At 38.3% G+C, this 15,420-nt stretch carries 11 protein-coding genes and 1 tRNA gene; 8 read left to right on the top strand and 4 right to left on the bottom strand.

Annotated elements, in window-relative coordinates:
* The first annotated feature begins 135 nt into the window (after positions 1-135).
* The 6 genes from ACOVQ4_RS15600 to ACOVQ4_RS15575 all read left to right on the top strand — a co-directional run bounded on the left by ACOVQ4_RS15600 (position 136) and on the right by ACOVQ4_RS15575 (position 6,066).
* A complete protein-coding gene (locus tag ACOVQ4_RS15600) occupies positions 136-1,098 on the top strand; it encodes a PstS family phosphate ABC transporter substrate-binding protein (RefSeq protein WP_421821554.1) in 963 nt (320 codons plus the stop codon).
* Between the two features lie 274 nt (positions 1,099-1,372).
* Entirely contained in the window at positions 1,373-3,079 is a 1,707-nt protein-coding gene (locus ACOVQ4_RS15595; RefSeq protein ID WP_421821553.1) for a tetratricopeptide repeat protein, read from the top strand.
* Between the two features lie 108 nt (positions 3,080-3,187).
* A complete protein-coding gene (locus ACOVQ4_RS15590) occupies positions 3,188-3,964 on the top strand; it encodes an SDR family NAD(P)-dependent oxidoreductase (protein WP_421821552.1) in 777 nt (258 codons plus the stop codon).
* Positions 3,965-3,971: 7 nt separating this feature from the next.
* Positions 3,972-4,829, top strand: a complete 858-nt coding sequence (locus tag ACOVQ4_RS15585) for a PPK2 family polyphosphate kinase (protein WP_421821551.1) — start codon at positions 3,972-3,974, stop codon at positions 4,827-4,829.
* A gap of 420 nt (positions 4,830-5,249) precedes the next feature.
* Positions 5,250-5,969, top strand: coding sequence for an RluA family pseudouridine synthase (locus ACOVQ4_RS15580; protein WP_095166956.1), 720 nt, complete (start codon positions 5,250-5,252; stop codon positions 5,967-5,969).
* A gap of 25 nt (positions 5,970-5,994) precedes the next feature.
* Positions 5,995-6,066: transfer RNA gene (locus tag ACOVQ4_RS15575), tRNA-Arg, on the top strand.
* 357 nt (positions 6,067-6,423) lie between these two features.
* Here the strand turns inward: ACOVQ4_RS15575 and rocD are convergent.
* Entirely contained in the window at positions 6,424-7,680 is a 1,257-nt protein-coding gene (gene rocD, locus ACOVQ4_RS15570) for an ornithine--oxo-acid transaminase (RefSeq protein ID WP_421821550.1), read from the bottom strand.
* A 470-nt stretch (positions 7,681-8,150) separates the two neighbouring features.
* Here rocD and ACOVQ4_RS15565 point away from each other — a divergent pair, with 470 nt between their 5' ends.
* On the top strand, positions 8,151-8,321 hold the full coding sequence (locus ACOVQ4_RS15565) for a DUF5522 domain-containing protein (RefSeq protein ID WP_421821549.1): 171 nt from the start codon (positions 8,151-8,153) through the stop codon (positions 8,319-8,321).
* Between the two features lie 440 nt (positions 8,322-8,761).
* Here the strand turns inward: ACOVQ4_RS15565 and ACOVQ4_RS15560 are convergent, their stop codons facing one another.
* The 3 genes from ACOVQ4_RS15560 to prmC form a co-directional block, all read right to left on the bottom strand.
* Positions 8,762-9,937, bottom strand: a complete 1,176-nt coding sequence (locus ACOVQ4_RS15560) for an acetyl-CoA C-acyltransferase (protein WP_421821548.1) — start codon at positions 9,935-9,937, stop codon at positions 8,762-8,764.
* Positions 9,938-10,218: 281 nt separating this feature from the next.
* Entirely contained in the window at positions 10,219-12,618 is a 2,400-nt protein-coding gene (locus ACOVQ4_RS15555) for a 3-hydroxyacyl-CoA dehydrogenase/enoyl-CoA hydratase family protein (protein WP_421821547.1), read from the bottom strand.
* A gap of 626 nt (positions 12,619-13,244) precedes the next feature.
* On the bottom strand, positions 13,245-14,099 hold the full coding sequence (gene prmC, locus ACOVQ4_RS15550; RefSeq protein WP_421821546.1) for a peptide chain release factor N(5)-glutamine methyltransferase: 855 nt from the start codon (positions 14,097-14,099) through the stop codon (positions 13,245-13,247).
* Between the two features lie 194 nt (positions 14,100-14,293).
* Between prmC and ribD the strand changes: the two genes are divergently transcribed.
* Positions 14,294-15,346, top strand: a complete 1,053-nt coding sequence (ribD, locus tag ACOVQ4_RS15545; protein WP_421821545.1) for a bifunctional diaminohydroxyphosphoribosylaminopyrimidine deaminase/5-amino-6-(5-phosphoribosylamino)uracil reductase RibD — start codon at positions 14,294-14,296, stop codon at positions 15,344-15,346.
* The last annotated feature ends 74 nt before the right edge of the window (positions 15,347-15,420 follow it).

The following is a 15,420-nucleotide window of genomic DNA, read 5'->3' as shown; positions in this document are numbered from 1 at the left end:
CTTATTGTTTGCTCAGATAAGTATGCACCATTACAAAGGTTTTCTTTGTTAATGTTAGTTAATGAAATTGAATTATTTTAAGAAAATATATAGACGCATCTAGGTGCTTCGTTAATATAATAAATCTCAAAAACGATGAATAAGTATATTAAGTTAGTTTCAGCTCTTGGTGTACTCGGTGCCTTAATTACCTCATGTGGGCATGTTGGTAATCGTCCGAATGAAAATGCACCTACCGATACCCCTGCTAAAGGAGAAATTACAGTGGCAGTAGATGAGTCATTTCAAAATATATTAGATGCCGAAAAGTTCGCTTTCGAACAAAGTTACAAATACACCAAAATTAATGTAGTTTACAAGCCCGAAACTGAGGCAATAAATATGATGCTCAATGATAAGGCTCGAATGGTAGTGGTAGCTCGAGATTTGACTGAAAAAGAAAAGCAGGTTTTTACAGATGATAGAATCACTTATCGTAGCTACAAATTTGCGGGCGATGCACTTGCTTTAATCACGAATAAATCAAACAAAGACACATTGATTAGCGTAAAGGATGTTGAAGACCTGATGAAAGGTAAAAAAAATAAGTGGTCGGAGTTTGGAAAAGGCGGATCGAATCAGAATGTTGTTTTGGTCTTTGATAATGCTAATTCAAGTAACTTGACTTTCTTGATGGATAAGTTTGGTATTGGAAAAAAAGATAAAGTACCATTCTTTGCTATGAAGTCAAATAAAGAAGTCATCGAGTATGTAAAAACTCATACAAATGCTATTGGTATTATCGGTACCAATTGGATTAGTGATGGTGATGATCCGGCTTCTCTGGGTTTTATCAAAGATATTAATGTGATGTCAGTAACAGACAAGGCAAATCCTACAAAGGATGATTACTTCCAACCTTTTGGATATAACTTAGCACTAAAGAAATATCCGCTAACAAGAGTGATCAAATGTGTTTTGAAAGAATCACACATGGGTTTAGGTACGGGCTTTATCAATTACATGTGTATGGACCAGGGGCAGCTAATTGTCTTGAAAGGAGGGCTTTTACCTTTGACTAGACCAATTCAAATTCGTACAGTAAAAATTGGAGAATAAGGTCTTTGTATCAAAATGAACTATTATTCATTTGATTGACAATGAATTGCTAATGAATTTTTAAGTCCTTTTTAATAAATCTTATATTCTAGTTATAAAGAATAAAATTTTGCCTTTTTATTGGAAATTTTAATTTAATTTTGTGTTAGAACTTCAAAAAGGAACATTATAAAATTTACAAGATTATTCACTTAAGATTAGATCTTTTCCTAAATACTAAATCAAATAAAATTATTTATTAATTAATCTTAATCCCAACTAACTAATTACACAAATGAAAGTAAAGATGAAATCTCTGTTGGTGGCTGTTAGTTTACTGTTTGCAGGTGCTGCAAATGCGCAAACAGTACAGCAAGGTTTGTCGCAGTTGGATGGAGACCAGCCAAGTAAAGCGAAGGCGACTTTTGAGAGCTTGGTAGCGGCTGCTCCGACGGCAGAGAACCAATTCTATTTAGGTTATTACAATTTGCGTGTAGGCCATCTTGATGCTGCGAAAGCTGCTTTCGAAAAAGGTTTGACTATTGATGCTAAAAATCCACTCAACTCAGTGGGTTTGGCAGCTATCAAAGTTGCTAACCACAAAGTAGCTGATGCTAAAGTTGATTTTGACAAAATTATTGCTGATACAAAATCAAAGAATGCAGATGTTTTATTCCGCATCGCTGAAGCCTATGTAATGTTCTATGACGTAAACAATGGTGAAGAGGCAAACAAAGGAAATAATGACCCTGCTGAAGCTATTCGTTTGATTGATATGATTCCTGAAAAAACTAAAGTGAAGGAGTTAACAGTTGAAATGAATACCGTAAAAGGCGATGCATACCTTATCAAAAACGATGGTGGTCCTGCTGTTTCTGCTTACGAACAAGCTAACTTCAAAGAAAAAAGTGCTAAGTTATACACAAAAATTGGGGTAGTTTACCTTCGTGGTAAAAACTACCAATATACAGTGAATGCTTACCAAAGTGCTGTTGAAACTGACTCTAACTACGCTCCAATTTATAAGCGTTTTGGTGAATACTATAATATCTTCAATCGTTACAAAGACGCTTCTAAGTATTATAGAAAGTATGTTAGCAAAGCTGAAGCTAGCCCAACGATTTTGTTGAGTACTGCCAAATTGTTGTTCTTGGCAAAAGACTACACAGGTGCAATGGAATTTACTAGCCAAGCAGAGGCAGGTGGTGCAAAAGATAACGATATTTACCGTATGAAAGGTTATTCGTTCATCGAATTGAACAAATGCCAAGATGGTATCAACAACCTTGAGCAAATGGTTAAAGCTGGTGTAAAACCTTATTACTTGGATAATGTATACTTCGCAAAAGGATATCAGTGTTTGAATAACGATTCGTTGGCAGTTCACTATTATGAGCAAGCGGCTCCATTAGATACAAACAATAACCACCACTTGTCAATCTACTCGATTCGTTATAAGCAAAAGAAATATTCTCATGCTGCTGACGCTGCATTCAAGTCAATCGACTGGAAAACTAAGAAGAAGTTACAAATTACTTCAGGTGACTGGTACAACGCTGCTTTAGCATACTACTTCGCTGCGGCTTACACACCAAAAACTGACTCAGTAAATCGTGTTTCTTATGCAATGAAGGGTGATACTGCTTTTGGTAAAGCTATCGAAATCAATGCTAAATGGCCTCCGTTCTATTTGTTCCGTGCTCGTACCAACAACTATATCGACTACACAGGAGATAAGTGGTTGTCGGTTCCTTACTACGAGAAGTATTTGACAGTAATTGATGCGCTTAAAGCAGAAAACTCAACTACTTACAAAGAGAAAAAAGACGACACTTACGAAGCTCTTCGCTATTTGGCTGGTTACTACTTGACAGTATCGAAAGACACTGTAAAAGCTGAAGAAGCTATTAAGAAAGCGCTCGAAATCAAACCTGAAGATCCTGATGGTTTGAAAACAATGTTGCCAGGTGCTACACCTGCAACTCCAGCGCCTAAAAAATAATTTTAGATAAATTATTCAAAACGAAGCCCTGCCATTTGGTGGGGCTTTGTTAATTTTGAGGGATTGCATTTTGCAAATCATAAGACTCAACCGACTATTCTCATTATTATGTCATACGCATTGGTTACAGGTGCCAGTAAAGGTATCGGAAAAGAAATAGCAGCAGAACTTGCTAGTAGAAAATACAATCTTCTATTGGTGGCTCGCTCCGAAGAGTTACTTCAAAAAGTGGCTTTTGAATTAAAATCTCGTTATAAGGTAGAAGTAGACTATTTAGCCATTGATTTAGCCCAAATTGGAGTAGCTCAACAAGTATATGATTGGGTAAATTCCAAAAACTATGAAGTGTCTATTTTGGTCAATAATGCAGGCTATGGGCTGGTTGGTCCAGTAGGGCATTATTCTATCGAAAAAAATCGTGATATGATGACTTTGAATATGCTTACCCTGACAGAAATGTGTCAAACATTTTTGCCGATGCTCAAACGTCAATCAAAATCATATATCATGAACATTGCAAGCTCAACAGCCTATCAGGCCTTGCCTCACATGGCGATTTATGCAGCCACTAAGGTATTTGTTCTCAACTTTACTCGAGCACTAAAGCATGAGTTAGATGGTACAGCTGTTTCGGTAACGGCTATTAGCCCAGGCTCAACAGCCACAGACTTTAACGATAGAGCAGAAGTAGGAGAAAAAGCAATGAAAGCAGCTGAGAAAGTAATGATGACGCCAACAGAAGTAGCTCAAATCGCAGTAAAATCTATGTTTGGAGGCTCTACCGAAGTAGTAACTGGGTTCATTAATAAATTAGGGGCTTTTATGGCTTGGTTAGCGCCTAAATCTATTACCGAAAAAGTAGCAAAAGGTATTTACGAAAAATAAAAACACTATGGCAAAGCCTGAAATAAAAGACTTTTGTTTTGATGGAAATGGAAACTTCTCTATCAAAAAACTTCCTACCAAAATTCAAGATATCTATGTCGATGAAGCCGACTATTTAGCTCAATTATCTGAACTTCATAAAAAAATCGATAGACTTCAATCGCGTATGTATGCGCATGGAAGGTATGGAATGGTAATTATATTTCAGGCTTTGGATGCCGCTGGCAAGGATGGAACCATTAAGGCGGTCTTTTCAGGAATTAATCCTGCGGGTATCGTAGTACATAGTTTTAAGCGCCCATCAGCCGAAGAACTCGACCATGACTTCCTTTGGAGAAGTATGCTCAAAATGCCTCAAAGAGGACAATTGGCTATCCATAATCGTTCGTATTATGAAGAGGTATTGGTGGTAAAAGTTCATCCATCTATTTTGTTAGAGGGACAACGCTTGCCTGAAGAGCAAACCAAAGACTTGGAGAAAGTATGGGAGGAACGTTACGATTCTATTAAGCATTATGAAAAACATTTGCATCAAAATGGATTTGAAGTGGTCAAATTCTTTTTGAATGTTTCAAAAAAAGAACAAAGCAAACGCCTAATCGAACGCATTGAAGACCCTGATAAAAACTGGAAGTTTGAGGAGCAAGACGTTAAAGAAAGAGCGTTCTGGAAAGAATATCATGAGGCTTATCAGGAGTTAGTAGACCAAACCGCAACCGAGCATTCGCCGTGGTATGTGATTCCTGCTGATGATAAAAAAAATATGCGCTTGATGGTAGCGCAAGTCATTCATGACAGATTAAGCAAGCTAAAAATGGATTATCCTGCTAGTTCTCCCGAGCGACATGAGTTGTTGCAAGGCTAGCTACGATTAAAAAACAAGAAGCAGAAGATTAAAAAACATAATACTGAAGGTGCGGGATATTTCTTGCACCTTTTTTAGCTTTAAATGAAGGCATTGCAAAAGAAAATACAAACTGTTTCAGGAAGATACCGAGAGTTTGCAAAAAAAGTAGGAACTTTGCAGTATTGTCTAATCGTTTGATTATTGGCTCATATTGAGTCAAAGTAAAAGAGCAAAATTAAATTTAAGTTTTTTGTTGAAGGCACAAGGCAACGAGTGTGTATTTTTTTGAGTAACGATAAATATGTTTTTTCCGAAGAAATAAAGGAGTATTTATGAAAGGAAAAAGACCTGTACTTGCCTATGTCCTACGGCTTACAGCCTAAAGCACTCAAGTTAAATCTGATTTTGCACGATAACTTACTAATATTTATTTTTTTTATGCGCATTAATTTCAAAGATATAATTCTTTTCGAAAACGACGACTTCATAGTTATAAATAAACCACCTTATATTTCATCTCTCGACGAGCGTCAGGCTGATAATTCACAGAGTATTTTGCGATTAGCAAAAGAATATTCTGATGATGCACAGCTGGCCCACCGCCTTGATAAAGAAACATCTGGTATTTTGGCTATTGCTAAAAACCCTGCGGCTTATCGTCATTTGTCCATGCAGTTTGAGCATCGTCAGGTGGCTAAGCGTTACCATGCAGTTGCAAATGGTATCCATGATTTGGATATGATTTCGGTATATTTGCCTATTGCACAAAAGCGTGATGGTACTCAAGTGGTGATTGACCGTCAGAAAGGTAAAGAAGCCGAGACTATTTTTAACACTATTAAAGTATATCGTAAACATACCTTAATCGAGTGTATGCCTATTACAGGTCGTATGCACCAAATTAGGATTCACTTGGCTTGTTTGAAGGCTCCAATTGTGAGTGATCCAACTTATGGGGGAGATACATTATATCTTTCAGATTTGAAAAGAGGGTTTAACCTTAAGAAAAATACAGACGAACTACCTCTGATGAAACGTGTGGCCTTGCATGCACATTCATTGACTTTTAACCTAATGGACGGCGAACGTATTACCGTTGAGGCGCCATATCCTAAAGATTTCGAGGTTTTGGTGAAACAGTTAGAGAAGTTTTCTTAATTTTGCGAGGCTAAAATTTTGGCAAGGCTCCGTAGTTCAATGGATAGAATGTGGGTTTCCGGTACCTAAGATGCAGGTTCGATTCCTGCCGGGGCTACAAATAAAAACGTAATCATTTGATATCAAAAGTATTGAGTGGTTACGTTTTTTTGTGAGTGAAGTCTGAAAAAGTGGATCTATCTTTAGTTTAGAGATTAAGTATAATCAACGTACCACTACAAAAGACGCAATCATTGCGTCTCTACAGCTGGAATAACTTTTAAAGGTCAAATTTGATAATTAAAAGTTTATACTCATAATTCATAATTAGGATTGTACTAAGGATTTTATCTTGTTCAAAAGAATTCTTATCATTGGTATTTTTTATGTAGTGGCAACTGCAAGAGTTGCCACTACATAAGTTTTGTTTAAAAGACAAAATGCTAGTTATCAAATCATTATTCAGCACTGATACCTATTTCCACTCCAAAATTACTTTTTCAATAATCGAGCAAGCATCGTCCATTTGAGTTTCGGTGATGACCAATGGTGGGGCAAAACGAATCTTATTACCATGTGTTGGTTTCGCTAATAATCCTTTTTCTTTAAATGCCATACACAAGTTCCAAGCGGTTTCGCTTTCCTCTGTATCGTTGATTTCAATCGCATTTAATAAACCTTTTCCTCTTACTTCTGTGATTATGTCTGGGCGTTGATTTTTGAGCTGTGTCATTCTTTCACGGAAAATTTGTCCCATGGCCTCTGCATTTTCGGCAAGATTCTCATCTTTTACAACTTGTAGCGCTGCCATTGTTACAGCACATGCCAATGGATTTCCACCATAAGTAGAGCCATGCTCTCCTGGCTTGATAGTGAGCATGATTTCGTCACGGCACAAAACCGCAGATACAGGATACGTTCCTCCTGAAAGGGCTTTGCCTAGAATCAATATATCTGGTTGGAAACCTTCGTGGTCGCATGCAAGGCGCTTGCCTGTGCGAGCGATTCCTGTTTGCACTTCATCAGCGATAAACAAAACATTATGCTCACGACATAATTCGTAAGCTTTTTTAAGGTATCCTTCCGCTGGGACAACAACGCCTGCTTCGCCTTGAATAGGCTCTACCATAAAGCTGGCTACATTCGGGTCTTTGAGAGCTTCAGCCAAGGCCTCTAAATCGTTGTAAGGAATGATTTCATAACCTGGCAATAGCGGACCATAATCGTTATAACTCGAAGGGTCAGTCGATGATGAGATAGCCGCAATGGTACGTCCCCAGAAGTTACCTGAAGCATAAAGCGTTTTAGCCTGATTTTGTGGAATACCTTTTACTTTGTAGGCCCATTTACGAGTCAATTTCAAAGCTGTTTCGCCACCTTCAGCACCTGAGTTCATCATCAACACTTTGTCGTAACCAAAGTATTCACACAAATATTTTTCACAAATTCCTAATTGATTATTGTAAAAAGCACGAGAGGTTAGCGTGAGTTTTTGTGCTTGCTCAATCATTGCCTGCACAATTTTTGGGTGACAGTGCCCTTGGTTTACAGCACTATAAGCCGAAAGAAAATCGAAATACGGGCGATTTTCTACATCCCAAACAAAAACACCTTGACCACGCTCTAATACTACTGGCATCGGGTGATAGTTGTGCGCACCATAATGGTCTTCAAGCGTAATGGCAAATTCAGTGGCAGTTAGTTCTTCTGAATATTTTTCTGAAATGTTCATTGTCGTAATTCTTTAAGGTAAAAAGGTAATTTGATAACAGTGTATCTGCTACCATTGCTTTAGTCTTTTTACAAATGATATTAAAATAAAGAAATGACAAAATCAGCTACCGTAAAATCACAGCATAGCCTTTTGTCTAAAGTATCAAAACTTTAGAAGGGTATTACACAGCAGAAAAAAGCCAGATAACGTAGATGAGTAGCGTAGATGATTCTAATATTCGGTGAATTTTACAGAAATGCCCATAAAGTGCACTCGTCGTGAGAGGAGGGCACATGGTCTTGTAATTGGTACGATATGTAAAATTGCTTGGCATGACTTTTACAAAAATACAATATTTTGAACATTTTGCTTAAACTACAAGTTGGAAAAATGAAGGTATAACCTAACTATTGACAGAAAAATCTATAAAAAAGGCCATGACCCAAGCAACCTATTGTTTGGGTTGTTGTTAACTTTGACACTTGAATATGAAAAATGAAGGGAAGATAAAAGCTAATCGAGGACTAGAGCCTGAAGATTATTATTATAACGAGCAGGGATTTATGGTATTTACGAAAGAATACCACCTAAAGCGGGGATATTGCTGTAAAAATGGCTGCAAACATTGTCCTTATGGTTTTAAGAGAAAGCCTATGTAAATGAAAACGATATATTCCTATTCAAAAAGAGTCACTCCTACATTTAGCAATTTAGCGCATGAGTGATTATTTCAAAAAAGGCGGTTGAAAAACTCATTTCGAGCGCAATTACTAGTTCAAGAATTAGTCTTGGACTTATTTTTTTAAACAGTTTAAATATGTGTCAACAAAGTTGAGTAACGAAGTCTAAACACCTGCATTCCCCTTACTTGTTGTGTCCAGTCATAAGATTTACGGAGTATGCTAGAAAACTGAATGTATTTTCTAACATACTCCGTAAAAATAGAGCCTATGAGAGTCAAGTTAATTTGATATTGACCACTCACTAGTCAAATTAAGTAATCGTGCAAAATAAGATTTAAAATGCCTAGGCAACAGGCACGAGGTAAAGAGTGTTAACATGCTTTTTCCAAAGCCCACCGCCGAAAGCCGATACCTGTTTACAAAAGCTCATAAATACCAGCCACACCTTGTCCACCACCAACACAAGCTGTCACCATACCATATTTTTGATTACGACGACGCATTTCATTGAATAGTTGAACTGACAAACGAGCGCCTGTAGAGCCTAGTGCGTGTCCTAATGCAATAGCACCACCATTTGGATTGAGTTTACTTGGGTCGATGTCCAAGGTACGAATTACAGCCAGCGCTTGAGCAGCAAAGGCTTCATTTAATTCAATTTGGTCAATGTCATTTAATGACAAACCAGCTTGCTTAAGGGCTTTTGGTACAGCAAATACAGGACCGATACCCATAATGCGTGGTTCGCAACCCGCTGTTGCATACGACAGCATACGAGCAATAGGCTTTAGATTTAACTCATTCACCATTTTTTCAGACATGACCATTACAAAAGCAGCGCCATCTGAAGTCTGAGATGAGTTACCTGCCGTAACCGAACCACCTGCGGCAAAAACAGGTTTGAGTTTGCCAAGTGCTTCTACACTGGTATCTGCACGAGGACCTTCGTCTTTGTTAAAGACAGATTCTTTTGTTTTCTTTTTACCTGAATTCGCATCAAAATAAGTTTCTTTGATGGTAATAGGTACAATTTCAGGGTCAAATAAACCAGCCTGTTGAGCCGCAATGGCTTTTTGATGTGAAGCATACGCAAAAGCATCTTGATCTTCACGACTGATATTATATTGATTGGCTACTTGCTCGGCAGTAAGTCCCATGCCAATGTAATAATCAGGTGTTTTTTGAGCAATATCAAAGTTGAGAGCCGTTTTATAACCCATTACTGGTACCATTGACATAGACTCTACACCACCTGCAATAATACAATCGGCCATACCTGCTGAAATTTTAGCAGCAGCAATAGCGATAGCCTCAACACCCGAGCCACAATAGCGGTTGATTGTAAACCCAGAAACTTCTTTGGGCAATGACAATAGCGCTACATAACGCCCAATTTGCATTCCTTGTTCGGCCTCTGGTACGGCATTACCTACAATTACGTCATCTACACGGACTGGGTCCAATTGTGGAAGGGTTGATAAAAGATGTTTGATTACTTCTGCTCCTAGTTCGTCAGGACGAGTGAATCTAAGTGTACCTTTTGGGGCTTTTCCTACTGCTGTACGATAGCCCGCAACGATATATGCATTCATGGTTTGATTCTGGATTTTGAATAAGAAAAATGAAATTAGGCAATAAGCTGTAGGCATTAAGCTATAAGCTAAAGAAAAAAGGCGTTTTTTATGAAATGATAAAGACCTTTTGCCTACGGCCTACGGCTTACAGCCTACAGCCGAGTACTTAAATCTAATTTTGCTCACTTACTTAAGTATGAATGCTGAATTATGACTTGTGAATTTTGAATGTAAAATTTTAATTATCAGTATTTTATATTCACAATTCACAACTCGCAATTCTACATTCATACTCCCTCTTAGTTTCTAAGCGGTTTCCCTCCGTTAAGAAGGCTTTGGATACGCTCCAAAGTCTTGCGCTCACCCGATAGTGATAGGAATGCTTCACGCTCGAGGTCGAGGAGGTATTGTTCCGTAACATTTTGTGGATAACTCAAGTCTCCTCCGCAAATAGCATAGGCCAATTTGTTGGCAATCTTGGCATCGTGCTCAGAGATATACTTACCCATCAACATTGACGTAATACCTGCTTTGAATAAGGCGATACCTGCTTTTCCTTGTACCTTGATGTCGTTACGTTGCTTCGGTTGGGTATAGCCAGCTTCTGCTAACTCGATAGCGGCTTGCTTGGCATCTGCTATCAAACGACTGCGATTGAGCACAACCTCGTCGCCACGACGGAAATAGTTCATATCAAATGCTTCATAACCCGAAGTACTTACTTTGGCTGTCGCAATGTTCATGAAGGCTGATTGCAAAATATTGAGCTCTGGGTCACCAGCTTTATAGAGGTCCGAACAGCGTAGTGCCATTTCTTTGGTACCACCACCCGCAGGAATCAACCCTACACCTACTTCTACGAGACCAATATAGGTTTCGGCGGCTGCTACCACACGGTCAGCGTGTAAGGTAATTTCGCAACCACCACCTAGTGCAAGCGTATGAGGTGCGACTACAACAGGAATCGACGAATAACGAACACGCATCATGGTCTGCTGGAATTGCGCAATCATGAGGTTTACCTCGTCAAATTCTTGTTCTACAGCATACATGAATAGCATTGCCAAATTGGCTCCTGCTGAGAAAGCTTCAGTGCTATCGTTACCAATTACCAAACCACGGAAATCTTTTTCTGCTAGATTGATTGCTTTGTGAACGCCTTCGATAACTCCTGCGCCAAACGTATTCATTTTTGAACGGAACTCTAAACCAAGGATTCCATCGCCTAAATCGTAGATATGGCTTTCGCCGTTTTTCCAAACGATACCATCTGAGAGGTTTTCAAGAATGATAAACGATTCTGTGCCTGGAATGAGTTTGTAGCTTTTGCTAGGAATGTCGTAATAAAGGCGTTTTCCACCCTCTTTTTTATAGAATGAGTTTACGCCACTTTCAATCATCTCATGAACCCATGAGGCAGGTTTCATACCTTCGGCTTTCATGAGTTCTAAGCCTTTTTGTAGACCTAAAGCGTCCCACGTTTCGAAAATGCCCATTTCCCAACCAAAACCTGCGCAAATAGCAGCATCGATACGATATAACTCATCAGCGATTTCTGGAATGCGATAGGTAACATATCTGAAACCATCCAAAATGGTTTTACGATAAAACTCTCCAGCTTTGCCTTTATCTGCTAACAATACAGCAAAACGGTCTTTTAAAGCTAGAGATTTGGTTTTTTCGAAAACATCGAATTTTACTTTTTGAGAAGGTTCATATTCAAAAGTTTGAAGGTTTAAAGCCAAAATTTCTGACTTACCACCAGCACCTTTAATTTTCTTATAAAAACCTTGACCCGTTTTGTCACCCAACCATTTGTTTTCCTGAAGCTTTTTAATCATTTCTGGTAAAACAAAAGCATCTCTTGACTCGTCATGTGTGAGGGCGGCATATAGGTTGTTTGAAACATTGATTGTAGTATCTAAACCTACCAAATCTGACAAACGGAAAGTTCCTGATTTGGGACGACCTACGACTACCGAAGTTAGCTTGTCCACTTCTTCAACTGTCAATCCCATTTCAGCCACTACCTGCATAGTTTTCATCATGCTGTAAACACCTACACGGTTGGCGATGAAAGCAGGAGTATCTTTGCACAATACGGTAGTTTTTCCTAAAAATCTATCGCCATAATGCATCAAGAAATCCACAACGCTACTATCAGTCTGCGGTGTAGGGATTACTTCCAATAGCTTCAAATAGCGAGGAGGATTAAAGAAGTGCGTACCACAGAAATGTTTTTGGAAATCTTCTGAACGACCTTCCGCCATCAAATGAATCGGAATACCCGATGTATTTGAGGTAATTAGCGTGCCTGGCTTACGAAGAGCATCTACCTTTTCGAATAGACTCTTTTTAATGGCTAAGTTTTCTACAATGACCTCAATCACCCAATCATAATTCTTGATTTCGGCGAGATTATCATCGAAGTTGCCAAGTTTGACACGGTTAGCAAATGCCGTAGAATACAGTGCGGCAGGATTAGCTTTGAGCGTATTCTGAAATGCCTCATTGACAATACGATTACGTACCGCAGGCGATTCTAAAGTAAGACCTTTAGCTTTTTCAGCATCGTTGGGTTCACGAGGAACGATGTCTAACAAGAGCACCTCGCATCCAATATTGGCAAAGTGGCAGGCAATACGGCTTCCCATGATGCCTGACCCTAATACAGCTACTTTCTTGATTGAACGGTTCATTGTAATATGTTTATGAGATTTTGATTCGATAGGTAAAGTTAAAGAAAAATAAAATTGTTATGCAAGCATACTATTTTATTTTTTTCTTTGAATTGTTATATTTTGTAAAAAAGACGCTTCTGATAAAGAGAAGGAGGATATTCTTACTTCAGTAAAATCCTGATGAATTAATGTAGCTAAGAAGGGGATTGGAAGCAGAAGCATTTAAGCATCAGCCGACTGAGAGATGAGGTGATTAAGTATAAATGCTGAATTGTGAGTTGCGAATCTCTAATGTAAGGCATTTATTATCAGTATGTTATATCTTAGTCTTGAGTTTTAGGCAGTAGGTGCAAAGCATTGGGCATTAGGCAGAAGGCAAAGAGTGTTAAAATGGTTTAATAAAACAGATATGCTTTTTCCAAATCCCATTGCCAAAAGCTCCTAGCTTGAAGCCTAAAGTACACTCTTTGCCTTGTACCTAAAACAAAAAACTTAAATCTAATTCTACACGATTACGTGGCAGGCAAAGATTAAATCAATAATATCTCAAAGGTAAAAGTTTAGGATAACCTTTTGATTATATTACAATAACTGAGATACTATTAACTAATAACGTCTCTTTACTTACTTAGGTAACTATCGTTTTATTTTATAAGAAAACCCTGAATGAACCTATCTCGTCCAAATAAATCTTTGATAATTGTGACTGAAGAAAAGCCTTTATCTATAAAAACTTGAGCTGTTTCTGGTCCTAAGTATTGATTGATTTCTACAAAAAATAAACCATTGTTTACCAAATTTAAAGAGGCATAATTGGCGATAGCTTTGTAAAAAATCAAAGGGTTATCATTTTCTACAAAAAGAGCCAAATGAGGTTCATATTCCAGTACATTAGCTTCCATTTCCTCTTTTTCTCGAAGGGTTACATAAGGAGGATTGCTTACAATAATGTCGAAAGGTTTTTCTAGCTTTTCATATTGATGGGCTAAAATATCTTTTTGACATAAATTCACACCAGCATGGTGTCGTTGATTGTTTTGGTTGGCTATCTTGAGCGCTTCTTCCGAAATATCATAAGCTGTTACTGAAGCATTTTTTAATTCGCTGGCTATCGTAATAGCAATGCATCCAGTACCTGTGCCAATATCAAGGATAGCGGCAGGGTGGTTCAGACACTTAGCAAAAGATACAATTGGCTCAATGAGCTCCTCGGTTTCGGGACGAGGTATAAGGGTAGAAGGACTCACGTGGAAGTGCCTACCATAAAAATCTCCTAGCCCCAGTACATACTGTATGGGCTCATAAGCCTTTAGACGATTAACTATTGACCTAAAATCTGTCTGGATGTCGATAGGTTTGTCGATAAGAATATCAGTTTTTGAAAGTCCAAGCAATGAATCTAGTAAGAGATAGACTATGCTTTTTGCTTCATTTTCTGAATAAACAGCCGTAATTTCGGCCACTAATTCTGCATATACTTGCTTGGAAGATTGAATCATGGGAAATAGAGTATTTTTAGCTAGGAAGTACAGGGCTTTAGCTTTGTGTAAATGTAAAAATATGCTGAAAAGATATCGCTAATAAACTATTTCAGAAAAATAGCCTTTGACCAAAATAAAGTTGCTAAGGGATGTACTTATTTTGAAATGCCATTCCTTTTTACAGATGAATATACAAAATTACGGAAATGTCGATGAATAATCATGTTTTGAGCGATGCTCGTATAGAAGCCTATATGCAGCGTGCACTTGATTTGGCTCGATTGGGTGCTGGTGCTGTTGCTCCAAATCCAATGGTAGGCTGTGTCATTGTACACCAAGGGAAAATTATTGGCGAAGGCTGGCATCAACGCTATGGGCATTGGCATGCCGAAGTAAATGCGGTAGCAGATGTAAAAGACCAAAGCCTATTGCCCGAATCAGAGGTTTTTGTGACGCTAGAACCTTGTTCGCATTTTGGTAAAACACCTCCTTGTGCCGATTTGTTGGTGAAGCACAACGTTCGTCGTGTTTATATTTGTAACGATGATCCCAATCCTTTAGTAGCAGGCAAAGGTATCCAAAAACTGAGGGAGGCAGGAATTGAAGTGGTGTCGGGTATTTTGGAAAAGAAAGGGCGTGTTTTGAATAGACGTTTTTTTACTTTTTTTGAAAAAAAACGACCCTATATTATTCTCAAATGGGCAGAGTCGGTGGATGGTAAGATAGCCTTGCCAAACTACCAGACTATACAAATATCTAACGCCTTATCCAGACGTTGGACACACCGATTGCGCTCGGAGGAGGATGCCATTATGGTGGGCACACGAACAGCGCAATACGATAATCCTTCGCTGAGTACACGTTTTTGGACTGGTAAAAATCCAATAAGAGTGTTGATTGATAAACATTTACAAGTAGCGGAGGATTCGGCTATTTATGCAGGAACAACGCCTACAATTTGCTTTAATTCCATCAAATCTGAACAGAAAGGGCATATTTCCTATGTCCAAATGAATTCGGAAAATTCTTGGCTTCCGATGATTTTAGATGATTTGTACCAACGAAAAATCCAATCGGTGATAGTTGAAGGTGGTAGAGCCTTATTACAGTCTTGTATTGATGCTCATTTGTGGGACGAAGCGTATCGCTGGATAAGTCCGCAAGCAATAGGAGAGGGCATCGCAGCACCAATACTAACAAAAGGTTTGGTTGATAGAAAAGAAATAGGAGATAATAGTTTGTGGAGGTATTCGATTGAACAATAAAATTGGTTTCGGATGTGGGATTTTTGATTTCGGATTGAATAGAATAAAAGTTTAAATCCAAAATCAAAAATTCC

It is taken from the genome of Flectobacillus sp. (assembly GCF_049240685.1).
Classification (GTDB): Bacteria; Bacteroidota; Bacteroidia; order Cytophagales; family Spirosomataceae; genus Flectobacillus.
This window is presented reverse-complemented; position numbering and strand designations above follow the sequence as displayed.